Annotated in this window: 16 protein-coding genes; 8 read left to right on the top strand and 8 right to left on the bottom strand. The window is 68.6% G+C overall.

Annotated features, from left to right (window positions below; translation table 11 throughout):
• The first annotated feature begins 113 nt into the window (after nt 1-113).
• Nucleotides 114-419, top strand: coding sequence for a hypothetical protein (locus K254_RS0106425; RefSeq protein WP_026554658.1), 306 nt, complete (start codon nt 114-116; stop codon nt 417-419).
• A 9-nt stretch (nt 420-428) separates the two neighbouring features.
• On the opposite strand, the gene K254_RS0106420 is transcribed toward K254_RS0106425, so the two are convergent.
• Nucleotides 429-2,765 carry a transketolase-like TK C-terminal-containing protein gene (locus tag K254_RS0106420; protein ID WP_035749065.1) on the bottom strand — a complete coding sequence of 779 codons (2,337 nt, stop codon included), beginning with the start codon at nt 2,763-2,765 and terminating at the stop codon, nt 429-431.
• Between the two features lie 223 nt (nt 2,766-2,988).
• Between K254_RS0106420 and K254_RS0106415 the strand changes: the two genes are divergently transcribed.
• Entirely contained in the window at nt 2,989-3,477 is a 489-nt protein-coding gene (locus tag K254_RS0106415; protein ID WP_026554656.1) for an Lrp/AsnC family transcriptional regulator, read from the top strand.
• 369 nt (nt 3,478-3,846) lie between these two features.
• Here K254_RS0106415 and K254_RS24770 read toward each other — a convergent pair whose 3' ends face one another.
• Both K254_RS24770 and K254_RS0106405 read right to left on the bottom strand, forming a co-directional pair.
• Nucleotides 3,847-5,853, bottom strand: a complete 2,007-nt coding sequence (locus tag K254_RS24770) for an HNH endonuclease signature motif containing protein (protein WP_051388930.1) — start codon at nt 5,851-5,853, stop codon at nt 3,847-3,849.
• A gap of 131 nt (nt 5,854-5,984) precedes the next feature.
• Nucleotides 5,985-6,683, bottom strand: a complete 699-nt coding sequence (locus K254_RS0106405; protein ID WP_026554655.1) for a FadR/GntR family transcriptional regulator — start codon at nt 6,681-6,683, stop codon at nt 5,985-5,987.
• Nucleotides 6,684-6,934: 251 nt separating this feature from the next.
• Between K254_RS0106405 and K254_RS0106400 the strand changes: the two genes are divergently transcribed.
• The 5 genes from K254_RS0106400 to K254_RS0106380 all read left to right on the top strand — a co-directional run bounded on the left by K254_RS0106400 (nt 6,935) and on the right by K254_RS0106380 (nt 11,910).
• Nucleotides 6,935-8,149, top strand: coding sequence for an aminotransferase class V-fold PLP-dependent enzyme (locus K254_RS0106400; RefSeq protein WP_026554654.1), 1,215 nt, complete (start codon nt 6,935-6,937; stop codon nt 8,147-8,149).
• A 69-nt stretch (nt 8,150-8,218) separates the two neighbouring features.
• A complete protein-coding gene (locus K254_RS0106395) occupies nt 8,219-9,514 on the top strand; it encodes an ABC transporter substrate-binding protein (protein ID WP_026554653.1) in 1,296 nt (431 codons plus the stop codon).
• A 6-nt stretch (nt 9,515-9,520) separates the two neighbouring features.
• On the top strand, nt 9,521-10,492 hold the full coding sequence (locus K254_RS0106390) for a carbohydrate ABC transporter permease (RefSeq protein WP_026554652.1): 972 nt from the start codon (nt 9,521-9,523) through the stop codon (nt 10,490-10,492).
• On the top strand, nt 10,489-11,325 hold the full coding sequence (locus tag K254_RS0106385) for a carbohydrate ABC transporter permease (protein WP_026554651.1): 837 nt from the start codon (nt 10,489-10,491) through the stop codon (nt 11,323-11,325). Before K254_RS0106390 ends, K254_RS0106385 begins: the two co-directional genes overlap by 4 nt.
• Before the next feature lie 114 nt (nt 11,326-11,439).
• On the top strand, nt 11,440-11,910 hold the full coding sequence (locus K254_RS0106380; RefSeq protein ID WP_026554650.1) for a pyridoxamine 5'-phosphate oxidase family protein: 471 nt from the start codon (nt 11,440-11,442) through the stop codon (nt 11,908-11,910).
• Nucleotides 11,911-11,919: 9 nt separating this feature from the next.
• Here the strand turns inward: K254_RS0106380 and K254_RS0106375 are convergent, their stop codons facing one another.
• Both K254_RS0106375 and K254_RS0106370 read right to left on the bottom strand, forming a co-directional pair.
• Nucleotides 11,920-13,560, bottom strand: a complete 1,641-nt coding sequence (locus tag K254_RS0106375; RefSeq protein WP_035749064.1) for a serine hydrolase — start codon at nt 13,558-13,560, stop codon at nt 11,920-11,922.
• A gap of 63 nt (nt 13,561-13,623) precedes the next feature.
• Entirely contained in the window at nt 13,624-14,475 is an 852-nt protein-coding gene (locus K254_RS0106370) for a phytanoyl-CoA dioxygenase family protein (protein WP_026554648.1), read from the bottom strand.
• An 86-nt stretch (nt 14,476-14,561) separates the two neighbouring features.
• On the opposite strand from K254_RS0106370, the gene K254_RS0106365 reads away from it, so the two are divergent.
• Nucleotides 14,562-15,371: a helix-turn-helix domain-containing protein gene (locus K254_RS0106365; RefSeq protein WP_051388928.1), complete on the top strand. Its 810-nt coding sequence runs from the start codon at nt 14,562-14,564 to the stop codon at nt 15,369-15,371.
• Between the two features lie 39 nt (nt 15,372-15,410).
• Here the strand turns inward: K254_RS0106365 and K254_RS22155 are convergent, their stop codons facing one another.
• Genes K254_RS22155 through K254_RS0106350 form a run of 3 tightly spaced genes read right to left on the bottom strand, consistent with a single transcriptional unit; the run spans nt 15,411 to nt 18,888 of the window.
• Nucleotides 15,411-16,109: a GntR family transcriptional regulator gene (locus K254_RS22155; protein WP_081709939.1), complete on the bottom strand. Its 699-nt coding sequence runs from the start codon at nt 16,107-16,109 to the stop codon at nt 15,411-15,413.
• Complete coding sequence (locus K254_RS22150; RefSeq protein WP_051388926.1) at nt 16,106-17,422, bottom strand: M20/M25/M40 family metallo-hydrolase; 1,317 nt, start codon at nt 17,420-17,422, stop codon at nt 16,106-16,108. Before K254_RS22150 ends, K254_RS22155 begins: the two co-directional genes overlap by 4 nt.
• The gene (locus tag K254_RS0106350; protein WP_026554646.1) at nt 17,419-18,888 is read right to left on the bottom strand and encodes a gamma-glutamyltransferase; all 1,470 of its coding nucleotides are present in this window, start codon (nt 18,886-18,888) and stop codon (nt 17,419-17,421) included. The genes K254_RS22150 and K254_RS0106350 overlap by 4 nt, the downstream gene beginning before the upstream one ends.
• Between the last annotated feature and the right edge of the window lie 62 nt (nt 18,889-18,950).

The raw sequence follows: 18,950 nt of genomic DNA, 5'->3' as shown, positions 1-18,950 counted from the left end.
CGGGCCCGTGGGAACCGGCTTTGGGGCAGCCCGTTCCAGGCCCCCCTTGCCCCATGCCGCACCCCGGCCTAGCGTGGAACCCATAGGATTCCGCAAACACCATTGGAGTTGTCATGGCCGGATTTGTGCAGATCATTGAGTTCCAGACATCCCGCATTGACGAGGTTCTGGCCATGGGCAGGCCCACCGCACCCGAGGGAGGTCCTGCCCCCACGTTCCGCTACATCCAGGTGACTGCGGACAGGGACAGGCCCAACACCTACCTGACCCTCGTCTCCTTTGATTCCTTCGACTCGGCCATGGAGAACTCGAACCGTCCGGAGACGGGCGAGTTTGCCGCGGCCATGGCGGCCCTGTGCGACGGCCCGCCCATCTTCCGCAATCTGGATGTGCTGCGCGAGGAGTCCCCGGAAGGCTAGCTGGCAGCCTTACGCGATGAGGTCCAGCACCGCCATCACGATGCTGTCGGTGTCGATCCCGTGGTGGCGGTAGGTCTCCTCCAGTGATCCCGTCTGCCCAAAGCGGCTGACTCCCAGGGTGGCGCTGGGCACCTGGTTGATCCCGGCCAGGAAGGCCAGCGTATGCGGGTGCCCATCGAGCACCGTCACCATCGGTGCCGAACGGTCGGCCGGGAACACCTGGTCCAGGATCCAGCTCTCGCCGCCACCCCGGCCCGCCCGGGCCTGCATCGCCTCAAAAAGCAGCCCCGGGCTGGTCACGCAGACGACGTCGACGGCGATTCCCGCGCCGGCCAGCCGCTCGCCCGCCGCGACGGCCTCCGTCACCATCGCCCCCATGCCCACAATGGTGGCCACGGGACTCTCGCGGCGCACCAGTGAGTAGGCCCCAGCGACCACCTGCCGGCGCCGTCGCTCCCGTGCAGCAGCGTCGGCGGGCACCCCGGCCAGGGACTGGTCCACACCCCGGGTCGAGAGGCGCAGATACGCAGAGGTTCCGTCGACCCGGCCCAGCCTGGCCATGCTCGCCAACAGCGTCCATTCCACGTCGATCGCGAAGGCGGGCTCGTAAGTGGTGCAGCCTGGCTGCTCGATGCCGATGGAGGGGGTGGTGATGGATTGGTGGGCACCGCCCTCCGCCGCCAGGGTGACGCCCGACGGCGTGCCCACCAGGATCGACTGGCCGCCGGCGTAGATCCCGAAGGACCACGGCTCCAGAGCCCGTTCCACGAAGGGGTCGTACATCACGCCAATGGGCAGCAGCGGCTCGCCCCAGCGGCTCCACGTGGCACCAAGCTCACCCAGCAGGCCCACCAGGTTGGTCTCCGCGATGCCCAGCTCCATGTGCTGGCCAGTGGGCCGTTCGCGCCAGTGCAGGATGGTTTGGGCGTCGTCGTCGAACCAGTCCCGCCGCTCGGTGGGTGAGAACACGCCCACCTTGTTGACCCAGCCGCCCAGATTGGTGCTGGAGCTGACATCCGGGCTGACAGTGACCACCCGCCGCGCCGCCTCGGGCGCCTCGCGGGTCAGATCCAAGAGGGTGCGTCCCAGCGCCGCCTGCGTGGTGGCCGTGCCCTTGGCGGTGCGGCCAAAGTCGGTCGGAATGGCCAAGGTGGGGGCATTCGGCACCGGGTCCCGCCGGAGACGCTCGGCCGTGGCGGCGCAGAGCCGGGCCGCAGGGCCGTCCGGGGTGAACCCTGCCCACGGGTTTTGCGGATCCCTGCCGAGGCCGGCGGCCAGCTGCTCGTACTCCTGCATGCTCAGCAACGACGAATGGTTCTGCGGGTGCCCTTGCGTGGGCAGCCCGAAGCCCTTGATCGTGTACGCGATGATGACGGTGGGCCGCGTGTCGTCGATCCGGCGGTACGCGTTTGCCAGAGCGGACAGGTCGTGGCCGCCCAAATTGCGCACCAGGCGCATCAGCGTGTCATCGTCGCAGCCAGCCAGCAGCTGGCCGAGGACGACGGCGTCCGGCCCGTCGCCGGGCAGCCTGCGGCGCAGTTGCGCGGGAGTGCAGCGCAGCAGGCGCTGGTATTCGGCATTGGACATGTCCACGATCCGCGCCCGGAGGCTCTCGCCCCCGGGCCTGGCGAAGAACTCCTCCAGCAGTGCACCAAACTTGACGGTGATGACCTGCCAGCCCGCGGCATCGAAGAGCCGTTCCAGCCGTGCGCCAGCCTGGTGCGGGATCACCCGGTCCAGGGACTGGCGGTTCAGATCCACGATCCAGACGATCTCCCCCATCTCGGCGACTGCCGGATCCAACACGGCCTCCCAGACGGCGCCCTCATCCAGCTCGGCGTCGCCAACCAGGGAATACTGGCGTCCGCTGCCCGTCCCAGCGCCCAGGGCATCCACGTAGCGCCGTGCCATTGCACCCCAAATGGGGGCCGTGGCGCCAATGCCTACGGACCCGGTGGAGTAGTCCACCTGGTCCGGATCCTTGGAACGGCTGGGGTAGGGCTGCAGTCCGCCGAACTCCCGCAGCGTGCCCAGGTAGGACTCATCGAGCCCACCGAGCAGATGGTTGATGCCATGCAGCACCGGCGACGCGTGGGGTTTGACCGACACCCGGTCCCCGGGGGCCAGCTGGCAGAACCATAGCGACGTCATGATCGACACCATTGAAGCGCAGGAAGCCTGGTGGCCGCCGACCTTCATGCCTGAGGGATTGGGGCGCACGCGGTTCGCGTGGTGGATCATCGAGGTGGCCAGCCACAGTACCTGGTCCTGGATCTGCTCGAGAACGGCCATCGGTTCTTCGCTAGAGGCATCGCTGGACGTGGTTTCTACGCTGATGGCAGTCATGGCTTCTCTCCCTGGTTCGGCTACGGAGTCCGGCCGCCGCGATGGGTATCGCCAGCGGCGGCGGCCGGAGTGGTGGGCACCGGGATGCGTGCCCTGATCGTGGCCCAAGTGTGCGGGACGTGCAGACAGTGCATCAGCAGGTTAAGATGTGCGCAATACTAGGCTCAGAAATTGTGCAATCTGCACAGCAGACGCCAGGGCCCAACCCGGAAAGGCAGCAGTTTTGACCACCAAACGACACGCCGACGAGATTGATGCCCGGCTCCTGCTGGCGCTCACCGACGAGCCACGGGCCACCACCATTGCCCTCGCCGACAAGGCCGGACTCTCCCGCAACACCGTGCAGGCACGGCTGAACAGGCTTGATGACAACGGCATGCTGAAATCGTTCGAGCGCAGGGTCTCCCCCGCGGCCCTGGGCTACCCACTGGCGGCGTACATGCTCGCCAACGTCAAGCAGCGGCGGCTGGACGACGTCGCCGAGGCCCTGGCCGGCATCCCGGAGGTTCTGGAGGTCCATGGCCTCAGCGGCGTGGCGGATCTGCTGATCCACGTCGTCGCCAAGGACGCCGACGACCTCTACCGGACGGCCGGGCGGATCTTGGACATCAAGGGCGTCAAGCGCTCCAATACGGCCCTGGTAATGCGCAAGTTGGTGGACTACCGGATCAAGCCACTGCTTGATGAGTTGGGGAACGGCTCCGGCGGTTGAGCGAAGCCGAAACCCCGCCTGCCCTCCCGTGCCGCTGGCCGGGCCCGTCGAGACCCCGCACCGATCCGGTGGTCGGGCCCGTCGAGGCCCCCGCGGCCTGCTCGCGCCGCTGGTCGGGCCCGTCGAGGCCCCGCTGCCCGATCGCGCCGCTGGTCGGGCCAGTCGAGACCTGAGCGCCGTCCCGTGCCGCTGGCCGGGCCTGCCAAGGCGGTCAAGTCGAGACCCTGCACCGATCCGCTGGCCGAGACCGTCGAGGCCACCTGTCGCGCATGTTCCGCTGCCGGCCGCCGGGCCTTCACCCGCCGCCTGCTGCCTGGGTCCGCCGGGCCGAGTGGATCCTGCCCGCCCGGCGGTCGCCGCGGATCGTGCTCACCCTGCGCCGGCGTGGTGGAAGGTGTTGCGCAGCGGCCGCCGGAGCGGATCGATCGACAACGGTGGCAGAAACCACGGTATGCCGGCCACGGCTTCGACCTCCCAGCCGGTGTGGTGCACCAGATGGTGGTGGTACGTGCACAACAGCACACAGTTCTCCACCGAGGTGTCCCCGCCCTCGGACCAGGGGATGATGTGGTGCGCGTCGGTCCACTGCACGGGCCTGTCGCAGCCCGGAAACGCGCACCCCCGGTCCCTGACCAGCAGGGCCCTGCGGATCGCGGGGGTGACCAGGCGCTGGGACCGGCCCACGTCCAACACCTCCCCGTCGGCGCCCAGGACGGCGGGGATGATGCCGGCGTCGCAGGCCGCCCGGCGGACCGCGGTGATGGGGATCGGCCCGGTGTGGGGCACGGCGGCGGACCCGGACCCGGCCGTGAGCTCTGCCAGGGTCATGGTGATGAACAGCTGCGGGCGCAGGCCCCCGTTGTCCGGGAGCGTGTCCGTGCGCGAGGCCAGGCGGACGCAGTCCAGCAGGGCGTGCAGGAGCAGCTGCGGGCGGGGGCGTTGGGCGGCCAGCAGCCGCCTCGCCACGTCCGGGTCCAGCCCGGAGTGGTCCATGGCGTCAATGAACCCGGGGCAGTCCCCGGCCGCGGTCCCTGCGCCCCGGCCCTCCGGTCCGGATTCGTCCGGTCCGCCGGCGCCCGCACCCGTGCCGGATGCATGCGACCCGCCGTGCCGCGCGTCAGGGGCGCCGCGCGTGCCCGCGGCTGACGGCGGCCCGCCACCAGCTGCGGCACGGGCCCGGTCCGGACGGCCCTTGGCCGGGGCGTCCAGTCCTGGCCCACCCATGCCGGGCGCACCGCCTCCAGCAACTCCAGCACCGCCACCCCCGGTGGCGTTCGGGGCGCCGGCATCCGCACCTCCGCCGTCTGGGGTTCCGACGGCCCAGGCCGGGGGTGCGCCCTGCCCCGGCACCGCCACCACGCCACCGGCACCGCCGGCCTCGGCCACGATGCCGGCCAGGGTGCGCGGGTTCGTGCCCGTGCCGATCGCGGCCATCAACTCCTCATACGAGAGCTGGGTCAAATGCCCCTCGAACCGGACCAGGCCCCGGCGGGGATGTCCGAAGTGGATGCCCTCCTTGGCCAGCAGCTCCGCCTCGGTGGGCTCGGACCCGTCCGGGTCCAGATGGGCCAGGATCCGCCGGGCACACCGGGCCAAAAAGTCCGGGGACTCCACCACTGCCACCGCGGCCAGGCGGGCCTCGACCTCCTCCAGCTCCGAAGCCGTGATCCGCCCGCCGGCGGCCAGGTGGGCGGCGTCGGTGACGGCCCGCGAGGCGGCCAGGGCGGCCTCGGCCGAACACGCCCCGGACAGGAACGCGGCGCCCAGCACGGGCTGGCGGGCCGGGGCCTGGGCCAGCGTGATCGGATCCGTGGCGGGCAGGAACGCCGTGGCGAGGACGAGGCGTTTGGCCGCCTCGGCCGCGGAGAGCTGCAGGACCTGGCGGAGCATCGCCACCGGGGTCGCGGCCCCGGCCTCCCGGTACCGGCCCGCCAGGGTGCGGGTGGAGATTTCGCCGGCGCACTGGACCTTGAAGGCGTCCAGGCGGCGGGAGAGGGTTTCCAGCTGGCCGGCGAGTTCGACCAGGCCGTGGTCGCCCAGGGCCTCCAGGCCGAGGACGTCCGGGCCGCAGGAAGAATCCCCCACGCCGCCGGCAAACGTGGCATCCGTGGCGCCGGACGTGGTGCTGGTGGAGTGGGGCTCTGCGAGTGGCGCGTGGGCACTGCCCGGCTCGGCCTCGAACCCCACCCAGCCGGCGCCGCCATCCGCGCCCGCCGAACCGCTGGGCGGGCCTTCCGCCACGCCGTCGTCAGCATCGTCGGGAGCTAAATTCAGGTCCCCCACTGTCGCGGCGAGGTAGGCCAGGGCGATGATCCGGCGGGCGTGCCCACCGGCCCTGCGCCCCGAAGCGTCGGGGGAATACGCCGTCGTACTCATACATATATTCTAGTTATTGGCAAGCATGCCGATAGTTGATCGAATACGGTATCGAACAAGGCGCCCGCCTGCGGGGCCTGTGGAGGGATCGGCGGCCCGTCCAGGCGCCCCTCAGCGCCGTTTGGAACAAGTCACCTAGTGTCCGCCAGCCGCGGTTCCGGCCGGAGTTTCTTCAGCCAGAACTCCGTCTGGGCGATGTGGGCGGCGGCGGCCGTGGCGGCCGAGGACGGATCCCGGTTGGTGATGGCCTCGACGATGGCGCGGTGGCCGGCGTTGCTGCCGGTGCGCACGGCCTCGGCTTCGGGGCCGTCCATGATGTGGAAATGGTCGCCGCGGGAGCGGAAGAGCTTCACCAGGGCCGCCAGTGTGGAGTTTCCGCTGGCATCGCAGATGGCACCGTGGAATCTGGAATCGAGTTCCGGGATGGAGGCCACGCCATCGGTGGCCTCCATCTGCTCGACCAGGTCCGCCAGCTCAGCCAGGGTTTCCGGAGTGGCATTGGCCGCCGCGGCAGCTGCGGCATGGGCCTCCAGCAGCCGGCGGACTTCGAAGAGCTCCAACAGGCCATCCAGCGGCAGCAGGTCCACCAGCAATGCGAAGCTTTGCAGAATCACGGCGGGCTCCAGCGAGGAAACATAGGTCCCCGAGCCGTGGCGGGATTCCATCACCCCCAGCGCGGACAGGGCGCGCACGGCTTCGCGCAGTGAACTTCGGGACACGCCCAGCTCGGCGGACAGCTCGCCCTCGGGAGGGCACTTCTGGCCAGCGGCCAGTTCCCCGGACGCGATCTTGTTCCGCAGGCCCTGCATCGCCGTTTCGACTGCACCCATGTGGCTGTTCTCCTATCGATTGCAGGGCCACGCTACCGCACCCTTGGCACCTACCAGTCTACGAGTTCGATTGTCCAACGTATATGGAAAGTCATCGTACCTATCTTGGTCTTATGTGGACGATTTCGACTGTTTCTACGAAGTTAAATAGAAGTCATCAGACAACTATTGGTGATTGTCCGTTGTCTTGCTCCGAAATGTGATGTAACTTACTGAGAAACCAGCCCGCACCTCCATCGAGAAGGCACCCAGTGACATCACCCTCCCTCACAGCACCGCATCCGATGCTGACGCCGGAAGGCAAGCCGTCCATAACCGATTGGACGCTGACTCCCACCAAGATCCACCTCAACCACGGCTCCTACGGTTCGGTCCCCCGGATCGCGCAGCAGCACCAGCTGGAGCTCAAGGCCCGCATGGATGAAAATCCCTGCATCTGGTTCATGGGACAGGCTGCCGCCGTGGGTGCCGCACGCGTGGGCATCGCGGAGTTCCTGAAGGTCGACGCCGATGACCTCGCCCTGGTGCACAACGCCAGCGCCGGAGTCAGCACGGTCTACAACTCCCTCTCGTTCGCCCCCGGTGCCGAGATCGTCACGAGCAGCCACGCCTACGGTGCCGTCCTGGAGGGCGCCCGCCGCGTCGCCCGCCGCTGCGGCGGCAGCGTCCGCATCGCCGACGTTCCGCTGAACGCCGATGCGGAGGCCGTCTGCGAGCTGGTCATGGCCGAGGCCAATGACCGCACGGCGTTGATCGTGCTGGACCAGATCACCTCTGCCACGGCACGCAGCTTCCCTGTCGAGGCCATCGCGGCGGCGGCCAAGGCCCGCGGCATCCCGCTGCTTGTGGACGGCGCCCACGCGCCGGGGGTCCTGGAGTTCCCGGTGCCGGAGTTCGACGGGTATTGGGTGGGCAATCTGCACAAGGCCGCCTGCGCTCCCCGCGGAACCGCAGCACTGGTGGCCCGCGGCGCCTTCAAGGAGGTGCTGGATCCGCTGATCGATTCATGGGGGTTCCCGCACTCCTTCCCCGAGAGCTTCGACCACGTGGGCACGCAGGACATCACCTCGTGGCTGGCTGCCGGGACCTCGTTTGAGGCCATCGAGCGCCGCTACGGCTGGGATGGCTTCCGCAGCTACTCGGCGGAGCTGGCCGACTATGGCCAGGCCCTGATCGGCGCCGCCTTCACCGCGGCCACCGGCGAGGACGCCACTGCCGACGTCGGCATGCCGGTGGGGCCGCTGCGCCTGATCCGACTGCCCCGCGGCCTGGCCACCACCCATGAAGACTCGCACGCCATCCGCGCCTGGATTTCGGACGAGTTGGACATTGAAACGGCCATCACCACCTTCGACGGCGAGGGCTTCCTGCGGATTTCCGCCCACCTGTACAACTCGCCGTCGGACTACGAGGAATTCGCCGAGAAGGCCGTCCCACAGCTGGCCCATCTGGCCCGCACCCGCTAAAACACCACCACCGCACCCGCCCCCGGGCGCGGTCGACACCAGCCCCGCACGTTCAACGGAGGATCCCCCATGAAATCCAGATTCATCACGTCCGCCGCAGTTGGCCTCGCGGCCGTCCTTGCCCTGGCCGGCTGCGGCAGCTCCGCTCCCGCCGCCGATGGGCAAGTCACCCTGAAGATGGTGGAAAGCCTCACCAACCCCACCCGGACAGACACCATTGAGAAGCTCATTGCGGGCTTCGAAAAGGAGAATCCGAAGATCAAGGTGGAGCTGATCTCCCCGCCCACCGACCAGGCGGACCAGAAGATCCAGCAGATGCTCCAGTCCGGCAAGGGGATCGACGTCGTCGAGGCCCGCGACATCACGGTGGGCTCCTTCGGCGCCAACAAGTGGCTCTACGACATGAGCGCTGATCTGAAGGGCTGGGACGGCTGGAACAACCTGACCGACAACGCCGTGAACTACTCCAAGCAGGACGGCAAGACCTACTACATCCCCTACGGCTTCTACGGCCTGTCGCTCTTCTACCGCACCGATGTGGTCAAGGCCGCCGGCTTCTCCGGCCCGCCCGCCAGCTGGTCCGACCTGTTGGAGCAGTCCACGGCCATGAACAAGCCCGCCGAGAACAAGTTCGGCTACGCCTTCCGCGGCGGTGCCAACGCCAACTCCAACGCCGTCGCCATCATCGAGGCCTATGTGGCAGATGAGATCGACAAGGAGAACGCCTTCAAGCTGACCAGCGGCAAGACGATCTTCTCCTCGCCCAAGGCACAGGAGGCCATGGACCTCTACATCGACCTCTTCAAGAAGGGCTCCCCGCCCTCCTCGGTGGCGTGGGGCTACCCGGAAATGGTCCAGGGCTTCACCAACGGCTCGACGTCGTTCCTGCTCCAGGACCCGGAGGTCATCGCCACAGTCAAGGAGTCCAAGTCGATCACCTCTGAGCAGTGGAACGTGGCTCCGCTGCTCACCGGCCCCTCGGGCAAGGCCATCCAGCCCGTCGCCTCCGCCGGCTGGGGCATTGCCGAGAGCAGCAAGGCCAAGCCCGAGGCCGTCAAGCTCATCAAGTACCTGGCCCAGGGCGATGCCGCCACCACCTTCACGAAGGACAACAGCCTGGTTCCGATCCTGAAGTCGGCCGCCCAGGACAGCTTCTACAGCACCGGCCCCTGGGCCGCCTACGTGACGATGACGGAGCACCCCGACACGTACATCTCCGCCGTCCAGCCGCGCGGCGTTTCCTGGTGGACCGAATGGATCAAGAAGTCCGACGGCGAACTGCAGCGCGTGCTGACCGGCCAGATGTCCACCACCGAGCTGTTGGCCGGCTGGGACAGCTACTGGTCCCAGAAAATGGCAGGCTAGTCCAGCGTGAGCGTCGAAACCAAGAACGCGCCGGTGCGTCCCTCTCCCCGGAGGGACGCACCGGGCGGGGAGCGCAGGAGCAGCGGCACCAAGCGTCGGTTCAATGCCAGAACCGCCCTCACGCTGCTGGCCTTTCTGGCTCCGGCAGCCATCTTCGTGGGGATCTTCACCTACTATCCGATGATCTCCGGCAGCCAGATGGCCTTCCGCAACTGGAACCTGAATGATCTCTCCGACACCTCGTGGGTCGGGTTCGGCAACTTCCAGAGCCTGTTCGAGGCCCCCGAGTTCTGGGGCATCGTCCGCAACACGGTGGTCTGGGTGGTCGGCTCGCTCGTCCCGCAGGTGGTGATCGGCTTCGCCGTCGCCCTCTACCTGAAGCGGCGGTTCCGGATGCGCGGCGCCTACCAGGCGTTCCTCTTCTTCCCCTGGGCCGTGTCAGGATTCCTGATCGGCATGCTGTTCCGCTGGATGTTCAATGCGGAGTTCGGCGTGGTGAATGATCTGCTGATGAAGGCCGGCGTGATCGACTCACCCATCCCGTGGCTGGCCGAACCAGGCTTTGCCATGACGGCCATCATCATCGCCAACATTTGGTACGGCGTGACGTTCTTCGCCATCATGATCCTCGCGGCGCTGCAGTCTGTATCGGATGAGATGTACGAGGCCGCGGCCCTGGACGGCGCCGGAAAGGTGCGGACCTTCTTCAACATCACCCTGCCCAGCATCGCCACCACCCTGGCGTTGACCATCCTGCTGCGCGTGATCTGGATCTTCAACTTCCCCGACATCATCTTCGCGATGACCGGCGGTGGACCCGCGGACCAGACGCACATCATCACCACGTACATGATCAAAATTACGCAGGAGGGCGACTACGGCAAGGCATCGGCCCTGGGCCTGATCGTCGTCGTCACCCTCATGCTCTTCGCCGCCTTCTACCTCATGGCGGTCCGACCCCGAAAGGCGCAGAGATGATCAACAAAGTGAGCATCGCCGGGCGCGTCAGCAAGGTCGTCTTCCTGGCGCTGTGCCTGCTGGCCACAGTGTTCCCGCTGTACTGGATCATCATCACCTCGCTGAAGGAACCGGGCGCCATCTACTCCCTCCCGCTGGACTACTGGCCGCGCCAGTTGTCCCTGGAGAATTACATCGGGCTCTTCACCAAGTCGGATTTCGGCCAGTACATGGTGAACTCGCTGATTGTCGCGACGGTGGCCTCCACTGTCGCGACGGTGATTTCGCTGCTGTCCGCATACGTGCTGGCCCGCTTCCAGTTCGCCGGCCGCGGCGCGGTGATGGGCGCCTTCCTCGTGACTCAGATGATCCCGGGGTTCATCGCTCTGGGGCCGCTGTACCTGATGATGAGCGATTTTGGCCTGGTGGATTCCAAGACCGGGCTGATCCTGATCTACATCGCCATCTGCATCCCGTTCTGCACCATCATGCTCCGCGGCTTCTTCGAAAACGTCCCCGACGCGCTGGAGGAGGCGGCCATGATCGATGGCTGCTCCCGCCTCGGTGCGCTGTTCCGGGTGCTGGTTCCCGTGATGCTGCCGGGCGTCGCGGCGAGCTTCATCTTCAACTTTGTGAACTGCTGGAACGAGCTCTTCCTGTCGGTGACGCTGATGAACAGCGATGCCAACAAGACGATTCCGACGGCGCTGGCCGGGTTCATCTCCAGCTTCAACATCGATTGGGGCTCCATGTCCGCGGCCGCCGTGCTGACCGTGGTACCCACGCTGGTGATCTTCGCCTTCGCGAGCAAGTTCATCGTCCAGGGCCTGACGGCAGGCTCCGTCAAGGGCTGAGACGCTCCACCACACCAACATCGTGGCATGAGGCCTCCGGTGCCGGACGTCCGCAAGGATGCGGGCGCCGGAGGCCTCTTCCGTTGTCCATCGCGCGGGCCTATCGTCGGCAGTATGAGCACAAAACCGACCGTCACGGCCACTGACGTCCTGTCCTCCTCCGACTGCTGGGCCCTGCTTCGGACCGTGTCCGTGGGGCGCTTGGCACTGTGGGTGGAGGACCACCCGGACATCTTCCCCCTCAACTACGCCGTTGACCATGGCACCCTTGTGTTCCGGACGGGCGAGGGGACCAAACTGGCCGCCGCCCTGGGCGAGGCACCTGTCGCCTTGGAGGCCGACGGCGTGGATGCCGACAGTGGCATCGCCTGGAGCGTCGTGGTGAAGGGAACCGCTTCCGCCATCACCGCCACCGATGACGTGCTCGAGAGCTTCTCGCTGATGCTGTTCCCCTGGCAGGACGGCTCCAAGGATGCCTTCATCCGGATAGTGCCCACCTCCGTCACGGGCCGCCGTTTCACTGTGAGCGCCCCGGCCCGCTGGTGGACCGCCGAATCGGCCGCCCCGCGGGCCGCCACCGAATAGCGTGCGGCCCTACCGGGTGAAGGTGCCGAGGCCGCCCTTGTCGAAGTACTCAAAGACCAGGGACGACGCGCGGCCGTCCGCCCCGGCGGTGAACTCCACCTTGGAGATGGAGCCGGGCTCGGCATTCTCACTGGCCAGCGGAGTGCTGAAGGTGTTGCCGTCCCAGTGGGTCAGCGGATAGACGACGCCGGCCGGCCCCAGCACCACGGCCAGGCCGCCGTCGCGCACCGTGACCTCGGCGGTGCCAAAGTAGCTGTTGGCGTAGCTGCCCACCAGCTCGGCATCGGGCAGGGCCGGTGCCGGAGCCGTGGGTGCCGTCTGGCCCACCAGCGAGCCGAAGGGGGCCGCCATCGCTGCGAAGCCCGGCTTGTAGAGGGCAAACCAATCGAAGCGCGGCTCGCCGTACTGGACCAGGTCCATGAAGCTGGCCGCCACGGTCTCGGCCGCGCCCAGCGGCGCGGCATTGGTGAGCACCACGATGCCCAGCTTTTCCGAGGGCAGCATCGCAAAGGTGGTCCCTGCGCCGAGGGCAAAGGCCCCCGAATGGCTGAGCATCGTGCGGCCGGTGGGCTGGTTGCTGACATTGAAGCCGTAGCCGGTGTAACTGGCCCGCGCGTCGGGTGACGTTGCCGGAGATGAGACAAACTGCGAGGTCAAGGCCGGCGACAGCGCCGCCGGATCCACCACCGGCTGGCCGTTGAAACTGCCGCCGTCCAGCACCATGGACATCCATTTGGCCATGTCGTTGGCCGAGGAGCTCACGCCGCCGGCAGGTGATTGGGCATCCGGCTGGCGCTGGTACCTGGCCTGGTAGGCGCCGTCGACCAGCACGTGCCCCGAGGCGCGGTTGGGCCTGGCCATGAAATCGGCAAAGCGCGAACTCGTGGATGCCATGCCGAGCGGCGCGTAGATGTCGCGCTCGGAGAGGGTGGCCCAATCCGTCTTCGCGGCTGCCGCCACCGATTCCGCCGCGGCGGTGAGGCCGAAGTTGGTGTAGTGGTCGATGGTGCGGAAGCCATCCAGCGGCGCATACTGCAGGCGGGAAAGGATCTGGCTCTGGTCGAAGCCAACCTCTTCCAGATCATCGCCCACGTGGTCGCCGAGTCCTGAGCGGTGGGTGTACATATCGGCAATGGTCACGTGGGATCCGATCCAGGGATCCGAGAGGGTGAAACCGGGCAGGTTGGCCTGCAGCGGAGTGTTCCAGGCGACGGCGCCCTTCGCGACCTCGCTGGCCACCACCGTAGACCCCACGGATTTGGAGAGCGAGGCCAGCTGGAACACCGTGTCGGCATCCACCGCGGCATCCTCCCCCACCTTGCGGACGCCGTAGCCGGCGGCGGCCACCGTCTTCCCCTCGTGGACGACGGCGACCGACAGCCCGGGGATGTTGGTGGAGGCCATGATGGACTTCACCAGGTCGGGAAGCTTCGCGACGGCCGCGTCGATCTGGCCATCCGGAATGGGCACACCTGCCACCAGCCCGGGGTTCCCCGTGATGAGGGGCGCCGTGGTTGCGCCGGTGGTACTGGCCGGACCCTGGCTGCCGGAATCTTCGGGGATGCACCCGCCCAGTGCCAGCGCGGCCGCCAGCCAGACGCCGAGAACCAACGGTGTATTCCGCCGCTTCGATAGTGGGAGATTCGACATGACGCACCCCAACCTTCAGCCAGTTCCAACCAAGCCGTATGGGGCCGAGACTACCACCCGGGCCTAGAGCCCGTCGTCGTACCGCCAATGTTCCTGCCAGCGCCAGTCGATGGGCTCGCTGGCCCGCTGGTAGCGGATGTCCGTGGACAGGCGCATCGCCCCGGCCTGATCCAGGTTGTCGGTGGAGGCATGGACGATGTGCGCCGAATGGACGACGACGTCGCCGGCCTCGTAGTCCGTGACCAGCCACCGCGCGTCGTGCTCCTCGGCCAGCCCCGGCAGATCGGCGGTGATGGAGGCGGCCGGCCGGGCCAATTCCCCGTTCCGTTCCTGCGCCATCACCCAGTGGTGGCTGCCCTCAAGGTAGGCCAGGCCTCCGCGCTCCACGGCGCAGTCCCCCAGCGGTATCCACATGGACAGCACTCTGTCGCTGCCGTCGCGCAGGTAGACCAGGTCGTAGTGGGCCTGGGTTGCCGTGCCGATGCCTGACTCCCCCGCCTTGGTGTGCCGGATGATCTTGCGGCGGTGCAGGTGGACATCGTCGCCCAGGAACCACTCGAACCAGCCCGCGATGTCCTCATGGGCGCACAGCGCCTGGTACTCCGTGCCGGGGACGATGGTCTCGAAGAGGATCCGGCGCAGAGCGGCCCGGTCCACATCCTCCTGAGCCCCCAGCCCGAGGGCCGGGTCCGTCCCTGCGGCTGTCACATTGGTCCCCTCCAGCGCCTGGAAGTAGTAGCGGCGGAACTCGTTGACCATCGACGCAGCCAGCTGGCCCTTGAGGTAGAGGTAGCCGTCCCGCCGGAGCCGGCCCCACAGGGCATCGCGGTCTCCCCGCGCGGCCGCCGGGACGGGCTCAAGGGCACCCATCCGGTGCTCGGATTCATCAAGGACGTAGCCATTGGAAGTGATCATTGTTCAAGACTGCCGTGCCCCGCGGCGCTGGCCAATGGACTTCGGTATCGTTGGCTTGGACTTTTCTTCGACATGATGGAGCGGCAATGGAACCGTGGGCGCTGTACCGCAATCCCGCCCGGACGCTGCACGAATTGGGCGTCGCGGCCCTGGGCGCCGGCGAGCAGGAGGGGCGGTTGCCCTCGTTTTCCCGCAGAACGCTGCCCAGCCATGCCCTGGTCATTGTCTCGGAAGGGAGCGGCTGGCTCCTCTATGGCGGGGTCCGCCACACTGTAACCGCTCCTGCGGTGATTTGGATTTTTCCCGGCGTCGAACACGGCTATGGTCCGGGCCCGGAAGGCTGGCGGGAACACTGGCTGCTCTTCACCGGTCCGGGCGCCCGGGCCTTTGAGGAGCTGGGCTGCTTCAGCCGCAGCCAACCCCTGGCAGCGCTCTCCGCCGGGTACCGCCCGCCGTCGGGCTTTGCCGAATTGCGGCGGACGCTGGCACTGGAAGGGCCCAGAGGCGATCTGGAATCCTCCGTCGCGGCCCAGCAGATCATGCTCGACGCCGGCCGACACAGCCACCAGCCGGCCATCGATGCCGCCGATGCCCTGCTGGGCCGGCTGCGGGAACTGGCCTATCTGTCGCTCAGTGCGGCGCAGCAGGCGGCGAGGCTGGGGCTCACACCCTCGGCCCTGCGCGAGGCGGTCCAGGCGGGCGCTGGAGTGGGGCCCAAGGAATTTGTCCTGCAGCTGCGGATGTCCCGCGCGCAGGCGCTGCTGGCCGGCACCGCCTACCCCATCGAGCGCATCGCCCGGCTGGTGGGCTACGACGACGGCGCCTACTTCAGCCGGCTGTTCGCCCGGCGGGTCGGCCTGCCGCCGTCGCACTTTCGGCAGCAGCACCACCGCTGAGAACGCCCGCGCTGCCGAACGACTCGACGGCAGGCAGCCTCAGCTGCTGAACGACTCCGGTCCGAGCAGCTTGAAGACGGCCTCGCCGGTTTCGATCATGTAGCGGTGTGCGGAACCGGCGGCCTCGGCGCCATCCCCGGAGGCCACTGCATCGGCGAGGTGGGCCTGCTTCTGCCCCCACTCGCTGCCCAGCATCCCCGAGACCGGGAAGAAGTAGAAACGCGCACGCTTCTCCAGGCCCAGCGACAGGGCGGCGAGCACGGAGTTGCGGGCCGCCGTACGCAGTGCCGCGTTGAACTCGACGCTGGCCCGCGACAATCCCTCCACATCGCCGTCGGCCGCCGCCTTCTTGGTGGCCTCGACAATCCGGCCCAGGGCTGCCGCATCCCCGGCGTCGTGGCGCAGGGCGGCCAGCCGGGCGATCTCGGCCTCAAGAGCGGCCCGCGCCTCAAAAAGCTCCTGCAGCTCGGTGTGGTTGCGTTCCTTCACGTACACGCCGTAGCGCGGCCGCATCTCCACCCAGCCTGCCTCGTGAAGGGAGCTGAGGGCCTCGCGGACGGGGATGCGGCTCACCCCATGGGCCGCCGCGATGTCGTCGGGGCGGATCCTGGATCCGGGCGGCAGATCGCCGTGGATGATGGCTTCCTCGAGGGCCTCGTGGATCTGCGCGGGCAGCGAACTTGAATCCACAGCCGCCCGAAGGGTCGATGGTCCACCCAGTGCACCGGACGTTGTCATGGGAGGTCTCCGATCAAGGGCGGTGCGGGAATGGATGGTCGCTGGGGCGGATTCCCCTGGAGGTAGGATAACGCGGCCAGGGCGTAGAGGGCCGCACAGTTGACCACCTCATCTTCGACGGCGTAGTCGTCGATGCCCGCCGAGAGGGTGGGCTGCGGGCCGTAGCAGAGGGCTGGAATGCCGCGTTGGCGCCAGCGGCTCGCGTCGCTGGCGGGGAGCCGGATGGCCAGATCCGCCGCCGGCAGTCCGGCCAGGACCTCTCCGCGGCGCCAGGCCTGCACCAGGCTGTCCCCGGGGTCCGTCACATTGGCGTCCCAGCCCTTGATGCGCCGCAGGGTCAGGCCGTCGCCGCCGATGGCCGCCCGCACCAGATCCTCGGCCGCGTCGGCGGTGATCCCCGGTGGGAGGCGCAGGTCCACCTCGAGCCGGCCGCTGGTGGCAATCTGGCCGATGAAGCTGCCGGCCGCCAGGACGCCGACGTTGGCGGTGAGTTCCAGGCCGGCGCCGGCGAGGCCCTGCAGTTCGGGAGGCAGGGTGCCGCGCAGGCCCGTGAGGCCGTCGATGGCCGTGGCGGCGCGGGCGATCCGTGCCGCGGCGGACCGGCCCTGGCGCACCGCGGAGGAATGCCCCGCCTCCCCCGTGGCCGCCACCTCCAGCCACAGCACACCCTTCTCGCCCACGGCGAGGCGGCGGTAGCCGGGACCCTCGCCGCAGAGCAGCGCGTTGCCGGTGAGTCCGGGATGCTGGCGCAGCAGGAAGGCCGCGCCATTGTCGCCAAACACCACCTCGTCGCTGACGGCGGTGAAGGTGATCCGTCCGCTCCAGTGGTGGCGCAGCTGGGCCAGCAGGTCCACCGCGTGCAGCATCGCCGCCACGGCGCCCTTCATATTGCCCATGCCCAGGCCGTACAGCCGCCCGTCCCGGCGGATCATGTCCCAGACGGGCACCGACCAGGTGGATTCATCCCCCGGCGGCATCGTGTCCAGGTGGACGTTGAGGACAAGATGGGGGCCGGGCTGGCCGGAATCCAGCTCCGCCAGCACCGACGGCATGTGCTCCAGCTGCCGCTCGAGCCGGGGGTTGAGCCCGCGGGAGGCGAGGAATCCGCGGACCACCTCGGCGGCGGCGCGGGTGTCCCCGTCGGGGTTGACGCTGCGCGCGGCGACCAGCTCGGCGCAGAGCCGGACGAGGTCTTCGCGCCGCGCCTGCGCCTGGGCGCGGATCCACGCAGAGACGTCTTCGCCGCCGTCCGGGGCCTCACCGGCCGCCGTCTTCGCCGTGCCGATGTGTTCTGTTTCATCGATGCTTCTCATGCTGCTCCCTCCGCCACATTGCGGCGCCAGTCCCCCACCGCATAGGGGCCGGCGGCATCCAGTCCGGCCGCCACGACGGCGCCGAACACATCATCCCCGGCGGTGCGGGGCACCACATCGTGCCCGCGGCCGGCCAGGTCGGCTGTGGCAGGATGGCCCTCCTCGATCAACAGCCGGCCACCCTCGCTGCGCCAGCGCAGGGCGGCCACCGCGTCATGGAGGCTGAGTCCGCCGCAGCGCATCCGTGCCAGCACCTGCAGGATTGTCTGCACCTGCCCATCGGCGCCCGGCGTCGCCAGGGCCAGGGGGTGCCCGCCGGCGTCCAGCAGCATCGCCGGAGCCAGGGTGTGCACGGGGCGCCGTCCCGGTCCGGCGGCATTGGCTCCGTCCGTGAATCCGGCCGCGCGGTTGTTCAGCACGATGCCCAGCTCGGGGACGAAGACCGCCGAGCCGAAATCATCGAAGACGCTGACCAACGACGAGACCACCATGCCGCCGCTGTCGGCGACGGCGACGCCTGCCGTGTGTAGATAGGCCCGGGGTCCGCCCCTCCCGCCGGCCCGGACCCTGTCCACGTCCAGCCCACGATCCAGCAGGGCGGCGGGGTCGCCTCCGGCGTCCGAGCGGTGGGCGAAGGCGGCCTCGGTCGCCTCGACCAGCAGGTGGTCCAGCCCCGCCGCTGGCAGTGGAGACGCGTCCTCGACCCAGCGTGCCGCCATCGCCAGCAGGATGCCCTGGGAGGCAGGCGGCTGGACCAGCAGCCTGCCACCGTTCCACGGCGTCTCGACGGGGCCGGGTTCCTCGCTGCGGTGCGAGGCCAGATCACTCAGCGCCAGGGTGCCGCCGGTGCGCCCGACGGCGTCGACCAGCGCCTGCGCCGCGGGCCCCGCGTAGAACGCCCCGGGGCCGTCCGCGGCCAGTGTGGCCAGCAGGCGGGCCAGCTCGTGCTGGCGCCACAGGCCGCCGTCGGACGTTGCCAGCAGCGGCCAGTCAGCCCCGCCGTACCGGGTGATGCGGTGCCGCTGGGCCCGGACCGCCGCGGCCAGGCCGGCGTCGACCACGTATCCGGTGTCCGCGCAGGCAATCGCATCCCCGAACACCTCCTCCAGGGGCAGGCGCCCCCAGCGGCGGTGCAGCACAAACCAGCCATCCACGATGCCCGGCACCGTCACCGACGATCCACCATCCGTGGCATAGAGGCCGGGGGCCGTGGCGGGGGTGCACCCGGTGCCATTGACCGCATGCACGCTGCCATCGCCCTGGCGCACCAGCGCCAGCAGGTCGCCGCCGAGGCCGGCCGCGTGCGGCATGACCACCGCAATCACGGCCTGGGCCGCAATCGCCGCGTCCACGGCGCTTCCGCCCGCGGCGAGGATCCGCAGTGCCGAGCGCGTGGCCAGTGGATGCCCCGTGGCTGCCGCACCGTGGTGCCCCCTGGCCGGAATTCCTTCCCCACCCGTTGACATGTTCATATTTTATACAATATACATAAGTCCAAGCAGCCACCACCCCCGCAGCCCGGGGACAA

The organism is Arthrobacter sp. 35W (assembly GCF_000482545.1).
GTDB lineage: Bacteria > Actinomycetota > Actinomycetes > Actinomycetales > Micrococcaceae > Specibacter.
This window is presented reverse-complemented; position numbering and strand designations above follow the sequence as displayed.

Excerpts from the sequence above, each read along its gene's own strand:
- K254_RS0106395 (WP_026554653.1), top strand. The coding sequence starts at position 8,219 with ATGAAATCCAGATTCATCACGTCCGCCGCAGTTGGCCTCGCGGCCGTC.
- K254_RS0106365 (WP_051388928.1), top strand. The coding sequence starts at position 14,562 with ATGGAACCGTGGGCGCTGTACCGCAATCCCGCCCGGACGCTGCACGAA.
- K254_RS0106420 (WP_035749065.1), bottom strand. The coding sequence starts at position 2,765 with ATGACTGCCATCAGCGTAGAAACCACGTCCAGCGATGCCTCTAGCGAA.
- K254_RS24770 (WP_051388930.1), bottom strand. The coding sequence starts at position 5,853 with ATGAGTACGACGGCGTATTCCCCCGACGCTTCGGGGCGCAGGGCCGGT.
- K254_RS0106350 (WP_026554646.1), bottom strand. The coding sequence starts at position 18,888 with ATGTCAACGGGTGGGGAAGGAATTCCGGCCAGGGGGCACCACGGTGCG.
- K254_RS0106380 (WP_026554650.1), top strand. The coding sequence starts at position 11,440 with ATGAGCACAAAACCGACCGTCACGGCCACTGACGTCCTGTCCTCCTCC.
- K254_RS22155 (WP_081709939.1), bottom strand. The coding sequence starts at position 16,109 with ATGACAACGTCCGGTGCACTGGGTGGACCATCGACCCTTCGGGCGGCT.
- K254_RS0106425 (WP_026554658.1), top strand. The coding sequence starts at position 114 with ATGGCCGGATTTGTGCAGATCATTGAGTTCCAGACATCCCGCATTGAC.
- K254_RS0106370 (WP_026554648.1), bottom strand. The coding sequence starts at position 14,475 with ATGATCACTTCCAATGGCTACGTCCTTGATGAATCCGAGCACCGGATG.
- K254_RS0106385 (WP_026554651.1), top strand. The coding sequence starts at position 10,489 with ATGATCAACAAAGTGAGCATCGCCGGGCGCGTCAGCAAGGTCGTCTTC.
- K254_RS22150 (WP_051388926.1), bottom strand. The coding sequence starts at position 17,422 with ATGAGAAGCATCGATGAAACAGAACACATCGGCACGGCGAAGACGGCG.
- K254_RS0106405 (WP_026554655.1), bottom strand. The coding sequence starts at position 6,683 with ATGGGTGCAGTCGAAACGGCGATGCAGGGCCTGCGGAACAAGATCGCG.
- K254_RS0106375 (WP_035749064.1), bottom strand. The coding sequence starts at position 13,560 with ATGTCGAATCTCCCACTATCGAAGCGGCGGAATACACCGTTGGTTCTC.